This is a genomic window from Candidatus Limnocylindria bacterium, from assembly GCA_036523395.1.
Classification (GTDB): domain Bacteria; phylum Chloroflexota; class Limnocylindria; order P2-11E; family P2-11E; genus CF-39.
Genome location: DATDEH010000074.1, coordinates 24,857 through 45,347, shown reverse-complemented (window position 1 = coordinate 45,347; position 20,491 = coordinate 24,857). Strand labels below are relative to the sequence as shown.

Genomic DNA, 20,491 nt, shown 5'->3' with positions numbered 1-20,491 from the left:
TTTCCTTTAGGTCGAGACGCATCTTCGATGCATGGCGAATCCAGTGGTCGCGAAGTGCCCCATCTGCTCGGAACAGCTAAAGGTCGTGCGCCTCGAGTGCGACAGCTGCGGCACGCGCATGGAAGGCTCGTTCTCACTTGGCCGCTTCCACGCGCTCTCCCCGGACCAGCTCGAATTCCTCGAGACGTTCATACGCGCCCGCGGCAACTTCAAGGACATCGAGCGCGAGCTCGGCATCTCGTACCCGACGGTGCGCTCGCGCCTCGACGCGATGATCCGCGCGCTCGGCTTCCCGTCGCAGGCCGAGCCGGACCGCGAGAGCGAGCGGCGCAAGGAGATCCTGCGGGAGCTCGCGGAGGGGCGCATCGCCGCCGAGGACGCTGCCAATCTGCTCGAAGGCGAGCCGACCTCGTGAGCGAACACCGCCACGACGACGAGGAGCGCGACGCCGCAAAAGCGGCCGAGAAGGCCGCCCAGGATGCCGCGAAGGATGCCGCAAAGGACGCGGAGAAGGACGAAGATCCGGATCGCGGGCCCTGGGCGTCGCGGGAAGGGCGCGAGGAGCGCCGCGCGGAACGCGAGGCGCGTCGCGCCGAGCGCGATGCGGAACGGGAGGCGCGCCACGCCGATCACGCGTCACGCCGCGCGGAGCACCGTTCACACAGGATCGAATTCGGATCGGGCAGCGCTGCGTTCAAGATCGACGGCCGCGAGTTCGACGCCGGCAAGTTCGCGCGCGCGTTCGTCGGGGATTTTGTCGGCGATGTGGGCGGCGAGAGCTACTCCGAGTCGATCGAGGAGCGCTTCACCTTCAAGCAGACGCCGCACCTGAAGGTACGGAACGTCTCCGGGGAGACCTCGGTCACCGCGGCGGGCGCGCCGGGCGAGATCCGGGTCGTCGCGCGCAAGCGCGTGAGCGCAAGCAGCGAGGACCGCGCGAAGAGGCTGCTGCAGAACCTCGAGGTGCGTATGGAGAAACACGGTGACGAGCTTCTCGTGGAGCCGCACCTGTACGAGCAGGAGCGCGGCTGGCTCGACCTCTTCCGTGGCAAGCGCTTCCGTGTCGACTTCGACATCACGGTGCCGGCGGAATGCGCGGTCGACGCGCAGACCGTGAGCGGTGAGCTGTCCGTCGAGGGCGTTCATGGGCCGATCGAGATCCAGACCGTGTCGGGGGACGTGCGGCTCGAGGACGTGCAGGGACCGATGCGGTTGAAGTCGGTGAGTGGCGACGTCGACTGCCGGCGCTACGTCGGGCACCTCGAGGGGAACGCCGTGAGCGGCGACGTCACGATCAACGGCTCACGACTGCGCTCGACCCAGCTGCACACTGTGAGCGGGGACGTCCAGATCGAAGGCCGCCTCGATCCTCGGAAAGAACACCGCTTCAAGACGATCAGTGGGGACGTGGAGCTGGCGCTCGCAGAAGCGGACGTGACGATCGAGTACCGCACCGCGAGCGGCGATGTCGAGTGCGAGCTTCCCGCGCGCATCGTGCGGCGCGGTCGCAAGGAGTACGGCGTGGTGGTCGGCGGTGGCCACGGCCACGTCGGCGTCAAGACCGTCAGTGGTGATCTCACTGTGCGCGGGACGAGCGCGTCGACACCCGACGAAGCGCAGACGGAAGAATTCACGCCCGACGAGGCCAGGGCGGCCGACGTCGAGCGGACGCAGCCCATGGACATGTCGTCGCGTGAGGAGGTCCGCTCGGTGCTCGAGCGTCTCGCGCGTGGCGAGCTTGGCGTGGACGACGCCGCGGCCGCGCTCGATGCCGCTCGCCGGGGGCGCTGATGCCGAGCGACGAGGGCAGGCAGGTCCTGAAGCTGCTGGCCGAGGGCAAGGTCGACGTCGAGCAGGCCTTCCGCCTCCTGCGCGCACTGGGTGACATCGACGAACGGCCGCGCGGGCCGACGCCGCCCACCCCGCCCACGCCACCGCTCGCACCCGAGCCGCCGATCCCGCCCGGCGCCCGCGGGCGCATCCTGCGCATCCGCGTCACCGAGAACGGGCAGCAGAAGGTCAACGTCGCCATCCCTCTCGCGATCGCGCGAGTGGGAAAGATGAAGCTCGCCTCGAGCGGGCTGGTCCGCGGCCACCTGTCGAAATTCGGCATCGACCTCGATGAGCTCCTTCGCTCGATCGAATACCCGGGCAAGTTCGTGGACATCGCAGACGACGAAGACCGGGTCGAGATCTTTGTTGAATGAGACGAGCGACGAGCGGTTCACCCGCGAGGAGCGAGACCACCAGCCTTGAGCGTGTCTCTCGGCACAGCCGAGAGATTGATCAGGTCGAGTGATCGCCGCCGTCGTCGCGACGGGGCTGGTCAAGGAATTCGAGAAGGGTCGCCATACGGTCTGGCACAGGCTGCGTGGCCGACCGGATCAGCGCACGCGCATCAGGGCTGTCGATGGCATCGACCTGAGAGTGGAGACCGGCGAGATCTTCGGACTGCTCGGTCCGAACGGCGCCGGCAAGACGACGACGATGAAGATGCTTTCGACGCTCCTCGAGCCGACCAGTGGCGCCATCGAGGTGCTCGGCATCGATGTCGCGCGCCGTCCGCGCGAGGTGCGAGCGAAGCTCGGCGCGATGCTCTCCGGCGAGCGCAGCCTGTACTGGAAGCTCACGGCCCGCGAGAACCTCGAGTATTTCGCCGCGCTCTATCACGTGCCGCCGAAGGGGATGAAGGAGCGCATCGACAGGGCGCTCGCCGCCGTGAAGCTCAGCGACCGCGCGGACGATTACGTCGAGCGCTATTCGACGGGGATGCGTCAGCGGCTGGCTCTCGCGCGGGCTCTGCTGCCAGATCCGCCGCTCGTCATCCTCGACGAGCCCACCGTCGGCCTCGATCCGCAGTCGGCGCGCGACTTGCGCGACCGCGTGCGCGACCTTCGCGCACAGGGCCGCACCGTCTTGCTGACCACGCACTACATGGAGGAAGCGGACCAGCTCTGCGACCGCGTCGCGATCATCGATCACGGCAGGATCGTCGCGCTCGACTCGCCGGCCGCGCTGAAGCGGACGATCCGCGCCGAGGAGATCGTCCGGCTCGACATCGGACTCGCGGGCGACGGCGCCGCACTTCTCGAGCGGCTCGCGCGCGTCGGGACCGTCGCGCGCCACGAGCGCACCGATGGGACGCTCGCGGTGACCGTGCATTGCCGGTCCGCCCGCGAGCTCGTGCCGGCCGCGTTCGATGCCGCGCAGGCCTCCGGCGCGACCGTGCGCCACGTCGAAGTGGTGCCCGTGACGCTCGAGGACGTGTTCCTCTCGCTGACCGGTCGCGCGCTGCGCGAGTGACGCTCATCGCCGCCGACCTCCGCGCGTTCGTCGCGGCGGTGCGAAAGGAGCTGCGCACCGTCCGGCGCTATCCGACGATGTGGCTCGGCCTCATCTTCTGGCCGGTGCTGCTACCCGCGTCCTACGTGCTCATGGGACAGGCATACTCGGGCTCCGATCCGAAGGCCATCGCCGCGTTCGCCGAACGGTCTGGAACGGTGGAGGTCGCCGGCTTCGTCTTCGTCGGCTTTGCCATGTACATGTGGCTGTCGACGATCCTGTGGGGTCCCGGTACCGCGCTGCGAACGGAGCAGATGCGCGGAACGCTCGAGGCGATGTTCCTCACGCCGACGTCACGGCTCGTCGCGCTGTTCGGGCCGCCCGCCGCGGCGCTGCCGACCCTGGGGCTGACGTTCGTGGTCATGGGCGCCGCTATGTGGATCCTGTTCGGCGTCGCGCTTCCGCTCGATGGCGTGCTGCGCACGATGGCCGTGATCGCGTTCGCGCTGCCGGCGCTGTATGCCATCGGCACGCTCTTTGCGGCGGGTGTCCTGCGCTTCGGCGAGATCGGGCCGATCGTGCAGCTCGTGCGTGGCATCTTCGTTCTCGCCTGTGGCATCACGTTCCCCGTACTGATGCTTCCAGGCTGGGCGCAGGCCGTCGCGTGGGTCCTGCCGCCCACGTACATCGTCCAGGACATCCGCGCGGTGCTTCTGCGCGGTCTGGGGCTCGGCGATGTCGCGGGCGATCTCGCGATCACGTTCGGCCTCACGGCAGCTTTCGCCATGCTGGCGATCGTGACGTTCCGCGCGCTGGAACGCGGCGCTCGCCGTAGCGGAATGCTCGGCCGGTACTGATGGACGAGCTCCGCGCGGCGCTCGCGATCGCGCGCAAGGACATCCGCAATTTCTCGCGCTACAAGTGGTCGATGTTCGCGACCTTGTTCATTCCCCTCTATCAGGGAGTGATCCCCGCGTTCCTCTTCGGCGCTGCCTTCGCGGTCGGCGGGCGCGTCATCGGGCTCGAGTCCGCGATCGGGACGGACAACCTGTCGGGCTTCATCTTCATGGGTGGCGTGATCGCCGGGCTCGTGTCGACGACGTTCTGGGCGATGGCGATGTCGCTTCGCTGGGAGATGGACCTCGGGACCCTCGAGCCGACATGGCTGACACCGACGCGGCACGACACCATCCTCATCGGGCGGGCCATCTTTGGCATCGCCCAGTTCATGGTCGGACAGCTCATGCTCTTCGCCGTCGGCATCGCCTTCTTCGGCCTGCATTTCAGCCTCAACATCGTCTATGCCCTTCCGGCGCTCCTCGTCGCGGTCGTCGCGATGCTCGGTGTCGCGTACCTCCTCGCCGGGATCGTGCTCGTCATCCGCGAGGCGAACTTCTTCGTCGACTGCACGAACTTCCTGTATGGGATCGCGTCGGGCGTGTCTTTTCCGATCACATTCCTGCCGCTGGTGCTTCAGCCCCTCGCGCTGCTGCTTCCCACGACGTACGCGATGGATCTACTGCGCCAGCACGCGCTCGGTGCGCGACCCCTCTTTGACCCGACGCTCGAGTACGTCGGCCTGATCGCCACGACGCTCCTTGTGTTCCCGGTCGGTAGGTGGGCGTTCGCGCGGGCCGAGCGCACGATGCGCATCCGGGGCACGCTCGGACAGTACTAGCGCGTCCCGCTAGGCTAGGGCCGATGGGCATCGTGTGGCGGGCGCTGATCAACGCCCTGGCGATCGTCGTCGCTGCGTACGTCGTGAACCTTTACTCGCCCGACTCCATCAAGTGGGGCCAGGTCGACTACGGGATGGGCGATCTCGGTCGCTACCTCTCGCTCATCCTCACCGGCCTCGCGCTCGGGATCGTGAACGCGATCGTGAAGCCGATCCTCGTCATGGTCTCGCTGCCGATCACGTGTATGACGCTCGGCCTCTTCATTTTGGTGATCAACGCGCTGATGCTGCTGCTGGTCTCGGCGATCCCGTTCCTGGGTTTCGTCGTCAACGGCTTCCTCGTCGCGCTCGTCGCCGCGATCGTCATCTCGATCGTCAGCTGGGGCCTCTCGATGGTCCTGCCCGACTGACGCCCTGCGCGTGATGGCGACGAAGGGTGCGCCCGATTTCGTCGTCGTGACTGGCCTCTCCGGTTCGGGCAAATCGCAGGCGGTGAAGGTCTTCGAGGACCTCGACTACTACACGCTCGATAACCTCCCGCCGGCGCTGATGAAGACGACGATCGACGTGTGCCGGCGCGGCGGGCATCCACGCGTCGCGTTCGTGATCGACGCTCGCAGCGGCGCGCTGTTCGCCGAGGCGAGCGCCGCCCTCGACGAGCTCGCCGCCGCGGGCGATCGTCCGCACATCCTCTTCTTCGACGCGTCCGACGATGTGCTGCTGCGCCGGTACAGCGAGACCCGCCACCGCCATCCGCTGGAGACCGCGGGAGGAGTGCAGCCTTCGATCGACGAAGAACGGCGCGTCCTCGTCGCGCTGCGTGCTCGGGCCGACAAGGTCATCGACACCACGTATCTGACAGTCAAAGACCTTCGCGACACGCTCCACTCGCTTTATGGCGGCGCGACCACCGGGATGCTCGTCCACGTGACGAGCTTCGGATACAAGAACGGCGTTCCCCCCGCGGCCGATCTTGTATTCGACGTGCGCTTCATGGAGAACCCGTTCTACATACCGGAGCTGCGGCCGAAGACCGGTCGGGACTCCGCGGTGCGCGACTTCGTGTTGGGCCACCCGGCGACGCAAGAGTTCCTGTCGTATCTCATGCCGCTGCTGCGATTCGCACTGCCGCGGTACGAGGACGAGAAGAAGGCACGTCTCGGTGTGGCTTTCGGCTGTACCGGCGGCTGGCATCGCTCTGTCGTGATCGCGGACGAAGTGGCGAAACGGTTGAAGGACTTCTGGCCGGGCGAGATCACCGTCGAGCACCGCGACGTCGGGCGCCCGGAGGTGGTCACCTGAGCCGACGCGGCGTGACCAGGGCGCAGCGTTCGCCGCTGTCCGAAGAGGTGAAGGCCGAGCTGGCGCGCGTGCTCCCGCGCGACTGTGATCGTCGCGTGCTGGCTGCGCTTCTCCCGCGTGCCGAGCATCTCGGCGCTCCCGCCCGGCGTGTCGCTCACGCGGCCGAGCTCGTCGCCGGTCGTGCCTCACTGCGGCGTGAGTGCTGCCGGCGCACCTATTTGCGTGGCCTGTTCCTCGCCGGCGGCTCCGTCTCGGCCGGACCGTCCGGTTACCTGCTCGAGGTCCGGCCGCCGCGTGGCGAGGCGACGCGAGCGCGCGCCGTGCTGAGGCGCGAAGGGTTCGCTCCACGCGCGCGCGTACGGCGCGGCCGGCCGGTACTGATGCTGCGCGACGGCGACGCGATCGCATCGTTCTTGCGTCACGCGGGGGCGGGCGAGACGCTGCTGCGCTTCGAGACACGGCGCGTCTCGCGCGAGATGCGCGGCCGGACGAACGCGAGCGTCAACGCGGACGCGGCGAATCTCGCGCGCGCGGTCGCCGCGGCGCGCGATCAGATCGAGGCCGTGCGCGTGTTGGCGCGCTCGGGTCGGCTCGCGCGGCTGCCCGTCGAGGTGCGCGCCGCCGCAGCCGCGCGGCTTCGGGCGCCTGAGGCCACGCTTGCGGAGCTCGCCGCGCGGCTCGACACCACGAAGTGGGTGGTGCGGCAGCGTCTTCGCCGCGTTATTGACGAGGCTCTGCGATGACGAGGGCGCGCCTGGTGGTGGGCAACTGGAAGATGAACCCACCGACGATCGCCGACGCTGTCGCGCTCGCGCGCGCGGTCGTGTCCGCCGCGCCTGCGGGCGATGTTGGTGTCGCAGTCGCGCCGCCCGCGATCGCGCTTGCGGCAGTGGCCGACGCCGTGCGCGGGACGCATGTCCTCGTCTACGCGCAGGACGTGCACTGGGAGGACAAGGGCGCGTACACCGGGCAGATCGCGGCGTCGATGCTCGCGGGGCTGGTCGCGGGAACGATCGTCGGCCACTCCGAGGTGCGCCGCGATCTCGGTGACGACGACACGCGCGTCGCGCGAAAGCTCGCGCGCGCGATCGCCGCGGGGCTGCGCGTCGTGCTCTGCGTCGGCGAGAGCGAGGCTCAACATCTCGTAGGCGACGCCGAGGCCGTGGTCGCTCGTCAGGTCGCGGCGGATGTCGCGCCGCTCCGGGCCGATCGCGAGCGCGCCGTGCAGCTCGTGATCGCATACGAGCCGATCTGGGCCATCGGAACCGGACGTCCCGCGACCGGCGCGCACGCGGCGGCTGCGGCACGTGTCATCCGCCGCACGCTCGAGGCCGCGGGTCTCCCCGGCGACCGCACGCCGATCCTGTATGGAGGCAGCGTCACCGCGGCCGGCGTCGGCGAGTTCGCGGCTGCGGACGGGATCGACGGCGCGCTCGTGGGCGGCGCGTCGCTGAAAGCCGAGGAGTTCGGAGCGATCGTGCGGGCCTTCGCGTGACGGCGGCGTACCGGCCGGTCGTGCTGTGCGTGCTCGATGGGTGGGGGATCGCGCCGGACGGCCCCGGTAACGCCGTCACGCGCGCCAAGACGCCACGCCTCGATGCGCTGTTCGCGCGCTACCCGCACGCGAAGCTCGAGGCGAGCGGCCGTGCCGTCGGGCTGCCTGACGGCGTGATGGGCAACAGCGAGGTCGGTCATCTGACGATGGGCGCGGGCTACATCCAGTACCAGGAGCTCGTTCGCATCAACGACGCGATCGACGACGGCACGTTCTTTGAGAACGCCGTCCTGCGAGCGGCATGCGCCGCGGTGCGCGAGCGGGGCACGCTCCACCTGATGGGGCTCATCTCCACGGGTGGGGTGCATGCGGACATGAAGCATCTCGCCGCGCTCATCGAGCTCGCGAAGCGCGAGCGCGTGGCGCGCGTCGTCGTGCACGCCTTCCTTGACGGCCGCGACATGCCCCCGCGCAGCGCGCTCGAGCTCCTGCCGCAGGTCTCGGCGCCGATCGCGACGGTGCACGGCCGCTACTTCGCGATGGACCGCGACAAGCGTTGGGATCGCACCGAGCTTGCCTACGACGCGATCGTCGACGCGGCCGGACCACGATGCGAGACCGCGACGGCCGCGGTGGAGCTCTGCTACAAGGACAGCGCGTGCAGCGATGAGCTCATGAAACCCCACGTCGTGCGCGAGGGTGCGCCGATGCAGGACCGCGACGCCGTCGTCTTCTTCAACTTCCGACCCGATCGCGCGCGGCAGCTCACGTGGGCGCTCATGCAGGCGGACTTCGACGCCTTTCCGCGGAGGCGCGTCCCCCATGACCTGACCTTCGTGACGCTCACCGAATACAAGGTCGGCATCCCGGACGTGAGGGTCGCGTTCGCACCCGCCGATGTCGTGCCGATGGCAGAGCTGCTGTCCGAGGCCGGCCTGAAGCAGTTCCATACCGCCGAGACGGAGAAGTACGCGCACGTGACGTATTTCTTCAACGGCGGCCACGAGCCGCCGTTCCCTGGTGAGGACCGGATCCTCGTCCCCTCGTCCAAAGTCGCGACCTACGACCTGCACCCTGAGATGAGCGCCGCGGGCGTCGCCGACACGCTCGTCAAGGCCATCCAGAGCCGCACGTATGACTTCGCGGTCGTGAACTTCGCGAATCCCGACATGGTCGGGCATACCGGGGACCTCGACGCCACGGTCGCGGCGATGGCGGCGACGGATGCCGCGGTCGGGCGCGTGGTGGACGCGGCGCTCGCCGCGGGCGGCTGCGTCATCGTCACCGCCGATCACGGGAATGCGGAGGAGCTGTTGTTCCCCGACGGCGGGCGGAACACGCAGCATTCGATGAATCCGGTGCCCGTCGTCTTCGTCGCCCGCGACGCCGCACGATTCTCGTTGCGAGACGGCGGCCTGCGCGATATCGCGCCGACGCTGATCACCCTTCTCGGGCTGCCCGTTCCCGATCGCATGACCGGGCGCTCCCTGCTGCAGCCGCGCTGATGCGGACGCGTGTCGCGTGGTGGATCTATGGGGCGGTTGCGACCGCGCTCGCACTGATCGTGATAGGGAGCTGGATCTGGGCGGTCACGCTGCGCGGCCCCGTTCTCTACGGCGAAGGTGCCGTCGCACACGCCGCGATCCTGGCGCGCGCGCATGTCGAGTACAGCAACCCCCTGTTCTCGCTCGATGCGGATCCGATCTTTACGGCGGCCAACTACCCGCCCCTCTTCTTTCATCTCGCGGGTATCGGCGACGATCCCTTCGTGACGGGCCGCGTGCTTAGCGTGGTCGCAACACTGTTCGTCGCCGGCGCGATCGCCTGGCGCGCCCGCCCCGCCGGCTTGCTGGTCGCCGCGACGCTCGCATTCGGATGGATCGCCTCCGTTCCCGTGATGCAGTGGGGCGCGGCGCTGAAGCCCGATCCCGTCGCTCTGGCGTTCACCGTCGGCGCGGTGATCGTTCTTGCACGCGACCGACCGAATCACGTGCTCGCCGGCGCTCTCATAGGAGCCGCCGCGCTTGCGAAACCGACGGCGCTCGTCCCCGGCCTTGCGCTCTTCGCGTACGTGGCCAGGCGCGATCCGCTCGCCGCGCTCCGCGCGCTCGGTGCCGGGGCGGTTACCGCCGTGGTCGTATTCGTCTTCACGTATCCGCCGGACGAAGCAATGCGTCTGCACGTTATTGACTGGAACGCGCTGCCCTGGCGCTTCGAACTGCTGGTCGGGCTCCTGTTCGTCGCCGCCCTGGTGTTGGCGGTCCCGATCGGGACCGCAGTGGCGACACGCGCGCGCGACGCTGTGATTGCCGCATATCTCGCTGGCGCGGTCGGTGTGTTGTTGCTCGGAGGTCGCGAGGGAGCGACGATCAACTACTTCCTTGACCTCTCAGCGGCGCTCGCTCTGACCGCAGCCAGTCTCGCCCCGCGGCTCGCACTCCGACCTGTGTACCCGCTGGCGTCTCTCGGGCAGCTAACGCTCGCGGTCGTCCTGCTCAATCCATTCGCGGGCTTTCCCAGTCTTCTTCAGCCGACTGGCAAATGGGGGAGTCCGGAACGCATCGCCTTCGTGCGCGACAACGTGCCCGGGACCGTCTTGGTCGAAGACAGCGGCCTCCTGGTGGCGACGGGGCGTGAGCCGATGGTCGACGATCTCTTCCTTTGGTCCCGGCTCTACGGGAGCGGACGGATCGAGGGGGCCGCGTTGCTCGCAGCGGTACGCGGGGGTCGGTTCGACGCGATCGTGACCGAAGTCGACCTCGAGGGGCTCGATGTCGGTCCCGGCTACGCGCGTCAACGCTGGAATGCTGATCTCGTGGCTGCGGTGTTAGAGCGCTACCAGATGCCGACGCGCACTCTTGGGCTCTGCCGGGCGTTCGTGTGGTGCCAGCAGCTCTACGTGTACACGCGCCGCTAGTCCTAGAATGGAGTGACCCCGTGGATCTTCTTCAGGTCGCCCAGATCGTCATTGCCGTGGCCGTCGGCGCCTCGATCCTGCTTCAGGCTCGCGGCACCGGGCTGTCCTCGACCTTCGGTGGTGAGTCGACCGCATACCGGAGCCGCCGTGGGCTCGAGCGCACGCTGTTCAGGCTGACGATCGTCCTCATCGTCGTCTACGTGGTCATTTCGCTCTTGGGCGCTCGTTCAGCCAGCGCCTAAATGAGGGCCCGCGACAAGTTCATCGTCGTCGCTCTCATCGGGCTCTTGGTCGTCGTCAGTGGCGCTGCCGTGGCGATCGACCGGGCCGAGACGAAGACGATCGTGCCCGCATACGGGGGCACGTACGTCGAAGGCGTGACGAGCGCCGCGCAGTTCCTGAACCCCGTCCTCGCCGCAACTCCCGTTGACGACGACGTCGTCCGACTCGTCTTCAGCGGATTGACCCGATACCAGAGCGACGGTTCGATCCGAACGGATCTCGCGGCGTCCTTCACGACGAGCGACGATGGAAAGGTCTGGACCTTCCAGATCCGAGACGACGCGAAGTGGCACGACGGCAAGCCGGTGCTCTCGGACGACGTCGTGTACACGATCGCGCTGCTCCAGGACAAGGCCTATGTCGGTCCGTATAGCGACGCGTTCCGGGGCGTAAGGGTCGACCGCGTCACCGATCGCGTCGTGCGGTTCACGTTGCCGGACGCGTACGGACCGTTCGCGGCGAGCACGACGGTCCCGCTGCTGCCGTCGCACCTGCTCGCGAAGGTCGAGTACTCGGGGCTGCCGCGCGTCGCGTTCAACCAGCATCCGGTCGGCAGCGGGCCCTTTCGTGTGATCGAGGCTGATGCGCGGCAGACCGTCCTCGCGCGCAACGACTCCTTCTATCGCACCGCCCCGGATCGCACGCGGCCCTACCTCGACCGTCTCGTGCTCCGCTCGTATCCGGACGCGTCGGAAGCGCTCACCGCGCTCGGTCGCGGCGAGATCGATGGGGTCGGCGGCCTGTCCACCGGAGACGCGGAGCGTGCCCGGGGTCTAAAGAACGCGAACCTCTACAGCTTCGGCACCAACGACTTCACCGCATTGTTCCTGAACCTGCGGCCGGACAAGGCGACGTTCCGCGACCGGGCGGTGCGACAAGCGATCGCGACCGCGATCGACCGCGGCCGCGTGCTCCAGCTCGCGGCCGACGGCCGTGGTGCCGTCGCAGACGAATTCGTTCCGCAGTCCTCGTGGGCGTACATAAAGGACGTCACGCGCTACGTGCGGTCCTATGAGGACGCGAAAGCTCTGCTCGATGCCGCGGATTGGAAGGATCACGACGGCGATGGCGTTCGCGACCGCGGTGGGGTGAAGCTCGCCTTCGCCATCACGACGTCGAACGAGCCGGCGCGCGTGGCTGCCGCGCTACAGATCTCCGACGATCTGTCCGCGATCGGCATGCGCGTGGAGCTCAAGGCGATGCCATTCACCGAGCTCCTGGAAACGGCGGCGCGCGAACGAACCTACGACGCGCTGCTGATCGGGATCAGCGTGAGCGGTGACCCCGACCCGTATTCGTTCTTCCATTCGACCGAGATCAAGGACCCGGGGCACAACTTCTCGGGTTACTCGACCCTGAGCAATGACCGCAGCCTCGAAGCTGCGCGACGCACGACCGATCAGGCGAAGCGGCGCGAGCTCTACGCGCCGGTCTTCCAGGCGATCGCGAACGACGTGCCAGTGGTGTTCCTGTACTTCAGCGACTACCTCTACGCGCAGAACCGTCAGGTGCAGGGCCTGAAGATCGCGCCCATCAGCGATCCGCGCGAGCGTTTCTGGAACGCCGAAGACTGGTATGTGAGGACGGCGCGCCGCTAGCCGCCGCCGACATGCCTTGTCACACGAAATAGCAGCCTGCCGACACATTTGTGTGACAACACAAGCGTGCCGATCTGTGCGTAGATACGTGGATCGGAAAGGGATGGAGCAGGGGCCTCACAGCGACGACTGACGGGCGTGTAGCACGCGCGGCAGCGGCGCATCGCGGCCTTCAGTACCGACCTCGAGGCACCACTCCCGGGGCGATCGAGTGGACGGCTCGACTGGCGTACGCGGTCGGCCTGATCGCGACCGACGGCTGCCTGTACGGAGACGGCCGCCACATCGCCTTCATCTCAAAGACGAAGACCTCATGCGCACTCTCCTCGGCCTCGTCGACAGGCCGAACATCCGGTATCGCCGCTTTGAGAGCGACTTCGGAGGCTGGGCGTTTCGAGGGCAGTTCAGCCACGTCGTCCTCTACCGTTGGCTGCTGACGATCGGGCTCATGCCGCGAAAGAGTCTCGTACTAGGCGGGATCGACGTGCCGGACGAGCATCTGATGCCGCTCGCGCGCGGCCTCATCGACGGCGACGGGACGATCTACACCCTGATCCACCACCCGACGGTCAGCACGTACCGAAGCTACCGATACGAGCGGCTATGGACGTTCTTCAGCTCCGCCAGCCGCAGACACGTCGAGTGGATCCAAGCACGGCTCTATTGCGCCCTACGCCTCTCCGGGTACATAGAGGAGTTCGAGCGAGAGGGTCACAAGAATCCGTTCTATCGGTTGAAGTACGGGAACCAGGCTTCGCGCGTCTTGCTTCCGGCGATGTATGCGGACCAGGACGTTCCACGGCTGGAACGCAAGTGGCGCAAGTGGGCGGGATACGCCACCCGCCATTCGATCAGCGTGCCCCGAAACGCGACGCCGCCGTAGAATTGAATCTTCGCCGACGTAGCCCAATTGGCTGAGGCGCCGTCTTCAGGAGGCGGTCCGCGTAAGCGGGTGCGGGTTCGAGTCCCGCCGTCGGCACAGTCGGTTTCGACCTCCTACCATCGCCGTCGTGCCGAAGCGCGCCGCCACGAGTGTGTGGATCTCTATCGACATGGAAGGACTCGGCGGCGTTGCCGCGTATTCCCACGTGATGATGCAGGGCGTCGAGTACGAGCGGGCGCGTAAGTGGATGGCCGACGAGGCGAATGCGTGCATCGATGGCGCGGCGAGCGCCGGCGCGCGCCGCATCCTGGTGAACGACTCGCACGGTGCGATGCACAACATCTTCGCCGACGATCTCGACCCGCGCGCGGAGCTCGTCACCGGCACCGCGAAGCCGTGGAGCATGGGCCAAGGGATCGACGGCGGATACGACACCTGCTTCTTCGTCGGGTATCACGGGCGCGCGGGACATCCCAAGGCGGTGCTCGATCACACATACGCCAGTCGCGCGATCTTCGAGTGCCGCCTCAACGGGAAGCCGGTCGGCGAGACCACGCTCAACGCATACCTCGCCGGCCATTTCGGAACGACGGTCTCGCTCGTCGCGGGCGATGACGCGACGTGCCGCGAGGGTCGCGCGCTTGTTTCCGACGTCGTGACCGTGAAGACGAAGGACGCCACCGGCCGTTTCTCGGCGAAGATGATCCATCCGAGTCGCGTGCAGGAGGCGCTGCGCGAGGGCGCGGCGCGCGCGATCGGCCTCGCGTCGACGCTCAAGCCACTCGTGGCGAAGGGCTCGAACGAGATCGAGCTCGTCTTTCTCACGTCGGCGATGGCCGACATGGCGGAGCTCATCCCGGCGACGCGACGCAGCGGCGCCCGCGCCGTCGCGTACGCCTCGCGCGACTACCTCGAGCTGTACAAAGCCATGCTCGCGATGGTCCGCATCGCTCCGGCGGCAGTTCCGCCGGAGCAGTCGTAGGAGGCCCTCGCGCCCAGCGTGGAGCGGGCAGACGTCGTCATCGTCGGGGGCGGCATCATCGGCGCTTCCATCGCGTACCACCTCGCGGCGCGTGGCGTGCGCGACGTGGTCGTGCTCGAGCGCGACCAGCTGGGTGGCGGCTCGACGACACGCAACGCCGGCGGCGTGCGCCTGCAGTTCTCGACGGAGATCAACGTGCGGCTGTCGCTCCGGTCGCTGCCGCGGATCGAACACTTCGAAGAAGAGATGGGCGTTGACCCGCACCTCCGCCAGGTCGGGTATCTATTCCTGATCACGGAGGAGCGCGATGTCGCACCGTTCGAGGAGTCGCTCGCGATGTGGAAGCGCCTCGGCGTACCCGTCGAACGACTCGACGGTGCCGGCGTCCATCAGGTCTTCCCGGAGCTTCGCGTCGATGACCTTCGCTTCGCGACGCTGTGCATGCGCGACGGCTACTGCGATCCAACGAGCCTCCTCAATGGCTACGTCGCGCGGGCGCGGGAAAAGGGCGTGGCGTTCCGCGAACATGAGGCCGTCACGGCGATCACGCGCGAGGGCGATCGCGTGACCGCCGTCCGCACCGCGAAGGGCGAGATCGCGTGCGCGGCGGTCGTCAACGCGGCGGGCGCCTGGGGCGCGGAGGTCGGTCAGCTCGCGGGGATCGATCTTCCGATCCGGCCGCTGCGGCGTCAGATCTTCGTGACCGATCCGGTGCCGGGTCTCGACCGCGACTTCCCGCTCACTGTCGAGTTCGCGAGCGGGCTCTACTTTCATCGCGAATCTGGCGGGGTGCTCATGGGCATGGCCGATCCGACAGACGGTCCGGGGTTCGACGCCAGTGTGAACTGGGACTTCCTGCCGACCCTTGTGGAGCGCGCGCTCTACCGGCTGCCGATCCTCGAGCGCGCGAAGGTGAAGACCGGGTGGGCCGGCTTCTATGAGGACACGCCCGACAAGCATCCGATCATCGGCGTCGCGCCGGGGCTCGCGGGATTCCTTTGCGCGGCCGGCTTCTCAGGGCATGGAATCATGCACGCGCCGGCGACCGGTGAGGCGATCGCGGAGCTGATCGTCGACGGCAAGAGCTCCCTTGACCTCACGCCGCTCGCGTACGATCGGTTCCGCCGCGGCGACCTCATCAAGGAGCACAACGTCATCTGAACGCGCAGACTCTCTTTCTCGCGCTCGACCTCGCGCTCGTCGTGGGCGCTGTCGTACTCCTGCTTCTCGTCGTCATTGGCCGCGGACGCTCCCTGCAGTACCTCGCGCTCGCCGCCCTGCTCATCGTGCTCGCGGTCGGTGTCTGGTACACGACCATCCGCAGTCCTCTTCCGTTGCCCTGACCAGCGAAAGCTGCCCGATTACTAGACTGACCGAGTGTTCACGCGCGAAGAGGTCCGCCTGACGACGCTCGCGACCTGCGCCGGCTGAGGCGCGAAGCTGGGCCCCGGCCCACTGGCGCAGGTCCTGCGTCCTTTGCAGCAACAGTCGAGCCCCGCGGGGTTGCTCGTCGGCCTCGCGCCGAGCGACGACGCGGCGGTGTATCTCGTCGCGCCAGACACGGCCATCGTCGAGACGCTCGATTTCTTCCCTCCGATCGTCGACGACGCCTACGCGTCAGGTGCGATCGGAGCGGCGAACGCGATGTCCGACGTGTTCGCGATGGGTGGTGAGGTGCTCTTCGCGCTGCAGATCGCCGCGTGGCCCGAGGATGTGTCGCTCGAGCAGCTCGAGACGCTGTTCCGAGGAGGCGTCGACAAGGTCCGCGAGGCGGGCGGTGTCGTGGCCGGCGGTCACACCGTGATCGACCGCGAGCCGAAGTACGGTCTTGCGGTGACCGGTCGCGTTCACCCGGATCACATCCTGCGCAAGAACGCCCTTCGTCCCGGCGACGCGCTCTGGCTCACCAAGCCGATCGGCACCGGCGTGCTCACGACGGCGCACAAGAATGGCGCGCTCCCGCCGGAGGATCTCGCATCAGTTGTCGCGTCGATGGTGACACTGAACCGCGGCGCCGCTCGCGCGGCGGTCGAGGCCGGCGTCCACGCGGCGACCGACGTGACGGGCTTCGCGCTGGCCGGTCACGCGCACGAGATGGCGGAACAGTCGAAGGTCCGCGTGCGGATCCGCGGGAGTCTCGTGCCGCTGCTTCCCGCTGCGCGCGAGCACGCGCACGGCGCGAGCTTCGGCGGTCTCGAGCGCAACATGGCGCACTTCCTTGAGGGCGGGCGCGTTCGGTTCGACGGTGTTGAGGACGTGCTTCGCACGCTACTGCTCGACCCGCAGACGTCGGGTGGGCTGCTCGTCGGAGTGCCGGCCGCGCATGCGGATGCGTGGGAGAGCGCGCGAGCGAAGCACGGCGTGAGCGCGACGCGCATCGGAGAGGTGACCGAAGGTCAGGGCGTCATCGTCACGGCGTGAGCATCCAGCAGGCCGATTCGGTCGAGGTAGAAGAGGCACCAGCACCAAGCGCGAGAGCCGCGGAGCTCGCGCGGCTCTCCCCGAGTCGCGCCGCGCTCGAGCTCGCGTGGCCCGGCATCATCGAGCAGTCGGTCAGCGCGGCCGGTACGGCAGTCGTCTTCGCGTTCGTCGGGCATCTCGGAGCCGCGGCCACGGCCGGCGTTGGGGCAGCGTCCAGCTTCCTCTTCCTGATGTTCCCGGTCTGGCGCTCGCTCGCGATCGGCACGATCGCGGTCGTGAGCCGCCGCATGGGCGAGGGGCGCGTCGCGGAAGCCGAGGACGCGACGCGGCAGTCGCTGTTGCTCGGTGCGATCGCTGGCGTTGCGTTCGGCGTGTTCTTCGTGCTGTTCTCGGCGCCGCTTCTCCGCCTTCTCGGAGCGGACGAGGAGATCGTCGCGATCGGTGCGCCGTTCCTCGCGGTCGTCGGCGCCGCGAATGGCGCGGTGACGGTGTGGCTCATCGGTACGTCCGCGATGCGCGCGGCCGGCGATACCCGCACGCCGATGTTCCTGTCGGGCGCAAGCGTCGTGATCAGCGTCGCCCTCGCGTACCTTTTCATCGATGTGCTGAAGATCGGACCGATGGGCTCGGCCTATGCCTCGTCGGTCAGCTGGGTGCTGGGGCTGTGCGCGATGCTCGTGCTGCTCTGGCGCGGTCGCGCCGGGCTGAGCGTCGCCGGCGGACCCTGGCACATCACCCGGCAGACGACGCGCACGCTCTTCGCGATCAGCCTGCCGTCAGGCCTCGAGAGCGCGACGTTCAGCTTCGGGATCCTGTTCCTGTCGGGGCTCGTGTTCCGCCTGACCACGGTCGATGTCGCGGCGCATCAGATCATCGGGCAGATCGAGACGTTCTCCTTCTTCCCGTGCATCGGGTTCTCCGCGGCCGCGAGCGCGCTGGTCGGGCAGGCCCTCGGGATGCGCGATCCGGACCGTGCGCGCCGCGCTGGCTGGGCGGCCACGGGTATGGCGCTGGTCTGGGCGACCGCCGCGGGGATCGCGTTCGTCGTTCTCCCGGGTCTCCTGCTCGGCATCTTCACGATCTCCAGTGCCGTCGTGATCGCGGGAGTCGGTGCGCTCGCGGTCGTCGGCGTGGGTCAGCCCGCGCAGGCCGTGATCTTCGCGCTCGGTGGCGCCTTACGCGGTGCCGGCGACACGCGCTACCCGCTCGTCGTGTCACTCGTGAACTGGTTCCTCGTCCGGCTCCCGCTTGCATACATGTTCGCGTTCGTCTTCGGGCTCGGTCTCACCGGGATCTGGCTCGGTGTCACGATCGACTACTTCGTCCGTGCGGCCCTGCTCGCGATCCGATTCCGGAGCGGGGCGTGGGCGAGGGTGAGGGTCTGATCGGGACGGCGTCGGTGCCCAGGGCGGGACTTGAACCCGCACGTCCTTTCGGACACGAGCCCCTCGAACTCGCGTGGCTGCCAATTACACCACCTGGGCGGGTGAGACTTCAGTTTACGACGGGTCGAGTTCATGGCGCGCTGCGTAGGAGTCCCAGATGACTCGTTTTCGCTGGAGGCACGGAACATCGAGTCCCGAATACAGCCATGGCAGGAGTCGAGACGACTCGTGGTTCGCGTACGCGAGCCGATGCATCGGATGGATCCGGTTGCTCGGCTGGTGCGTGCCGATCGATCCCCAGATCTCTAGTTGCGACCGTAGACGTGCGCGGAGCCATTCGATGTGTGCGCGACTCGCCGAGTTGAAGACTGTTCGGAGTGCCTCATACGTGCCCCTTGCCTTACCCGTTCCCTCGTACATGTAATTCAGGATCGATCCATCACCGTCGAGCAGTCCTCGGACGAGGTGGGACACATTCGAGTCGGGGACGTCAGGCGTGCATCGCCGAACTGCGTGTGGTAAACGAAGTTGCCTTCGCGGGTCAGCTCCACGCCGATCCTGTTCGTCCGTCCAAGCAGGGCCAAGTAACGTGACACGAGCTCGAAGTCTTCTGACTTGAAGTTGATCGAGCGGCGTCGACCGTGAGTGAGGCAACCATCGGTTGCGGTGAGCCCAACGACGTATGCCATCGGGTCTGACCAGGCCAGGGGCAGCGTCGTCGCGGTGCGAACACTCCACCCGAGTTTCTCCAATGGAGTGCGGTCGGACATACAGTTTTCCCCGATGCCCTTCCGCCCTGCGTGCTACACGCGGATCCGTCGCCGCCGTCAGCCCCTTGGCCCGACCCTTTCCCATGCGGATACATCTACGCGCAAGCGCCCGTCTGTGTTGTCACACAAAAGCGTCAAACGGCCTGCTATTTCGTGCGACAAGGCCGAGAATCGGCAGGATGGCCCTCCACCGGTGTCCGCGCTGCCGCGCGGAAGACATCAGCGCGGACGCACACCCGACGCGCGTGCTCGATAACGGTGTCGAGCGCCCGGTCTTCGTGTGCCGCAACTGCTACCGAGCCGCGGAGCTCGAGTACCGGATCGCGAGCCAGACGGCCGACCTCGGCTACGTGCCGCTCGCGATCCGCGACGGTCTGCGGCGGTTGCGGGATTTCTACAACGCACGTCTCGCCGACGATGACGACCCGCGCGTTCGCGCCGCGCTCGACGAGGTCGAGCGCCGCTTGGCCATCGATGTGGTGTGACGCCCGACCTAGACTCGCAACATGACTCAGGTCCGTCCCGACCTGGCGCTCCTGTGGCCCTCGTTCACGTTCTTCCCGCTCGCCGCGCTCGCGGTGCTCGTGTTCGGCGCGAGCAGCGGCGACCCGGTGATGATCGTGATCGGGTTGCTGCTGCTGGCGGTGAACATCCTCATCGTGGTGAACCAGGCGTACTTCACGACGCTCGCGCTCGAGGGGGATGCGGTCGTGTTCCGCACGAATTTCGGCTTACACCAGGAGCGTGTCCCCATCGGCTCGCTGCAGCGCATCGATGCGAAGCGCTACCCGGGCGCGCACTCCGGCGTATCCGCGCCGTTCTTCGTCGCGCGTGGCCGCGACTCCACCGTCAAGGTGAACACGAAGCCGTATCGCCTTCGGAGCTTCGTGCCTTTGATCACGCTGCTGCGCCAGGCGAACTCGCGCGTCGAGCTCGATCCGTTCTGGTCACGCGTCGCCGCGGGGGAGGACGTATCGAAGGAGATCAGCCTCACGCCGCGCAGCCGCATGTGAGGCGCTAGCCGGCGCGGAGGCGTCGGTGCTCGATGGCCGTGCAGCGATCCCAGACCACGCCGAGTCCCGCGGCTTCCGCCCGTCGCGCCGCGTCGATGTTGCCGAGATCGAGTTGGAACCAGATGGCCGGCATCTTCGCGGCGACCGCGTCGTCGACGACCGCGTCCAGGAACTCGCCTCGCCGGAACACGTCGACGAAATCGATGCGTGTCGTGGCCGGGATATCGACGAGATGGTCGTATGACTGCTCGCCGTCGACGATCGCGCCGCGCAGCCTTGGATTCACCGGAACGATCCGGAAGCCCTTGCCGCGCAGGTAGCGAGACACGGAGTTGCTCGGCCGTGTGGGATCGGTGGAATAGCCGACGACGGCGATCGTGCGCTCGCCCGCGAGGAGCTCGTTGATGAGGGCGGCGTCGTTCATTATCTCACGCTACCCGTTCGCGCGGAAGTCTTGAACACTGCATCGCCGGCAGGATAATC

General features: G+C 67.7%; 23 protein-coding genes and 2 tRNA genes. 23 read left to right on the top strand and 2 right to left on the bottom strand.

Annotated features, from left to right (window positions below; translation table 11 throughout):
* Positions 1 to 31: 31 nt before the first annotated feature.
* The 21 genes from VI056_10135 (at position 32) to VI056_10035 (ending at position 18,225) form a co-directional block, all read left to right on the top strand.
* Positions 32 to 415 (top strand): DUF2089 domain-containing protein, encoded by a 384-nt coding sequence (locus tag VI056_10135; protein HEY6203391.1) that lies wholly within the window; start codon positions 32 to 34, stop codon positions 413 to 415.
* A complete protein-coding gene (locus VI056_10130; GenBank protein ID HEY6203390.1) occupies positions 412 to 1,791 on the top strand; it encodes a DUF4097 family beta strand repeat-containing protein in 1,380 nt (459 codons plus the stop codon). The genes VI056_10135 and VI056_10130 overlap by 4 nt, the downstream gene beginning before the upstream one ends.
* A complete protein-coding gene (locus VI056_10125; protein HEY6203389.1) occupies positions 1,791 to 2,207 on the top strand; it encodes a hypothetical protein in 417 nt (138 codons plus the stop codon). Before VI056_10130 ends, VI056_10125 begins: the two co-directional genes overlap by 1 nt.
* Positions 2,208 to 2,295: 88 nt before the next feature.
* On the top strand, positions 2,296 to 3,303 hold the full coding sequence (locus tag VI056_10120; protein ID HEY6203388.1) for an ABC transporter ATP-binding protein: 1,008 nt from the start codon (positions 2,296 to 2,298) through the stop codon (positions 3,301 to 3,303).
* Entirely contained in the window at positions 3,300 to 4,139 is an 840-nt protein-coding gene (locus VI056_10115) for an ABC transporter permease (GenBank protein ID HEY6203387.1), read from the top strand. Before VI056_10120 ends, VI056_10115 begins: the two co-directional genes overlap by 4 nt.
* A complete protein-coding gene (locus tag VI056_10110) occupies positions 4,139 to 4,960 on the top strand; it encodes an ABC transporter permease (protein HEY6203386.1) in 822 nt (273 codons plus the stop codon). The genes VI056_10115 and VI056_10110 overlap by 1 nt, the downstream gene beginning before the upstream one ends.
* Before the next feature lie 23 nt (positions 4,961 to 4,983).
* Positions 4,984 to 5,370 (top strand): phage holin family protein, encoded by a 387-nt coding sequence (locus VI056_10105; protein ID HEY6203385.1) that lies wholly within the window; start codon positions 4,984 to 4,986, stop codon positions 5,368 to 5,370.
* Between the two features lie 13 nt (positions 5,371 to 5,383).
* A complete protein-coding gene (rapZ, locus tag VI056_10100) occupies positions 5,384 to 6,262 on the top strand; it encodes an RNase adapter RapZ (GenBank protein ID HEY6203384.1) in 879 nt (292 codons plus the stop codon).
* 11 nt (positions 6,263 to 6,273) lie between these two features.
* Complete coding sequence (gene whiA, locus VI056_10095) at positions 6,274 to 7,005, top strand: DNA-binding protein WhiA (protein ID HEY6203383.1); 732 nt, start codon at positions 6,274 to 6,276, stop codon at positions 7,003 to 7,005.
* On the top strand, positions 7,002 to 7,757 hold the full coding sequence (tpiA, locus tag VI056_10090) for a triose-phosphate isomerase (protein HEY6203382.1): 756 nt from the start codon (positions 7,002 to 7,004) through the stop codon (positions 7,755 to 7,757). The genes whiA and tpiA overlap by 4 nt, the downstream gene beginning before the upstream one ends.
* The gene (gpmI, locus tag VI056_10085; GenBank protein ID HEY6203381.1) at positions 7,754 to 9,262 is read left to right on the top strand and encodes a 2,3-bisphosphoglycerate-independent phosphoglycerate mutase; all 1,509 of its coding nucleotides are present in this window, start codon (positions 7,754 to 7,756) and stop codon (positions 9,260 to 9,262) included. Before tpiA ends, gpmI begins: the two co-directional genes overlap by 4 nt.
* The gene (locus VI056_10080) at positions 9,262 to 10,674 is read left to right on the top strand and encodes a hypothetical protein (protein HEY6203380.1); all 1,413 of its coding nucleotides are present in this window, start codon (positions 9,262 to 9,264) and stop codon (positions 10,672 to 10,674) included. Before gpmI ends, VI056_10080 begins: the two co-directional genes overlap by 1 nt.
* Before the next feature lie 20 nt (positions 10,675 to 10,694).
* Positions 10,695 to 10,916 (top strand): preprotein translocase subunit SecG, encoded by a 222-nt coding sequence (gene secG, locus VI056_10075; GenBank protein HEY6203379.1) that lies wholly within the window; start codon positions 10,695 to 10,697, stop codon positions 10,914 to 10,916.
* Entirely contained in the window at positions 10,917 to 12,554 is a 1,638-nt protein-coding gene (locus tag VI056_10070; GenBank protein HEY6203378.1) for a peptide ABC transporter substrate-binding protein, read from the top strand.
* A gap of 313 nt (positions 12,555 to 12,867) precedes the next feature.
* A complete protein-coding gene (locus tag VI056_10065; GenBank protein HEY6203377.1) occupies positions 12,868 to 13,437 on the top strand; it encodes a hypothetical protein in 570 nt (189 codons plus the stop codon).
* A 12-nt stretch (positions 13,438 to 13,449) separates the two neighbouring features.
* Positions 13,450 to 13,533 (top strand) — tRNA-Leu (locus VI056_10060).
* Positions 13,534 to 13,564: 31 nt separating this feature from the next.
* On the top strand, positions 13,565 to 14,419 hold the full coding sequence (locus VI056_10055; GenBank protein ID HEY6203376.1) for a M55 family metallopeptidase: 855 nt from the start codon (positions 13,565 to 13,567) through the stop codon (positions 14,417 to 14,419).
* 18 nt (positions 14,420 to 14,437) lie between these two features.
* Positions 14,438 to 15,580 (top strand): FAD-binding oxidoreductase, encoded by a 1,143-nt coding sequence (locus VI056_10050; GenBank protein HEY6203375.1) that lies wholly within the window; start codon positions 14,438 to 14,440, stop codon positions 15,578 to 15,580.
* 41 nt (positions 15,581 to 15,621) lie between these two features.
* Complete coding sequence (locus VI056_10045; protein ID HEY6203374.1) at positions 15,622 to 15,762, top strand: hypothetical protein; 141 nt, start codon at positions 15,622 to 15,624, stop codon at positions 15,760 to 15,762.
* Positions 15,763 to 15,796: 34 nt separating this feature from the next.
* Positions 15,797 to 16,840, top strand: coding sequence for a selenide, water dikinase SelD (selD, locus tag VI056_10040; protein ID HEY6203373.1), 1,044 nt, complete (start codon positions 15,797 to 15,799; stop codon positions 16,838 to 16,840).
* On the top strand, positions 16,837 to 18,225 hold the full coding sequence (locus tag VI056_10035; GenBank protein ID HEY6203372.1) for an MATE family efflux transporter: 1,389 nt from the start codon (positions 16,837 to 16,839) through the stop codon (positions 18,223 to 18,225). Before selD ends, VI056_10035 begins: the two co-directional genes overlap by 4 nt.
* Positions 18,226 to 18,240: 15 nt before the next feature.
* Here the strand turns inward: VI056_10035 and VI056_10030 are convergent.
* Positions 18,241 to 18,324: transfer RNA gene (locus VI056_10030), tRNA-Leu, on the bottom strand.
* 850 nt (positions 18,325 to 19,174) lie between these two features.
* On the opposite strand from VI056_10030, the gene VI056_10025 reads away from it, so the two are divergent.
* Together VI056_10025 and VI056_10020 are read left to right on the top strand one after the other, a co-directional pair.
* Positions 19,175 to 19,480, top strand: coding sequence for a hypothetical protein (locus VI056_10025; protein ID HEY6203371.1), 306 nt, complete (start codon positions 19,175 to 19,177; stop codon positions 19,478 to 19,480).
* Positions 19,481 to 19,501: 21 nt separating this feature from the next.
* Positions 19,502 to 20,008 carry a hypothetical protein gene (locus tag VI056_10020; protein HEY6203370.1) on the top strand — a complete coding sequence of 169 codons (507 nt, stop codon included), beginning with the start codon at positions 19,502 to 19,504 and terminating at the stop codon, positions 20,006 to 20,008.
* 4 nt (positions 20,009 to 20,012) lie between these two features.
* On the opposite strand, the gene VI056_10015 is transcribed toward VI056_10020, so the two are convergent.
* On the bottom strand, positions 20,013 to 20,432 hold the full coding sequence (locus VI056_10015; GenBank protein ID HEY6203369.1) for a CoA-binding protein: 420 nt from the start codon (positions 20,430 to 20,432) through the stop codon (positions 20,013 to 20,015).
* Positions 20,433 to 20,491: the final 59 nt, after the last annotated feature.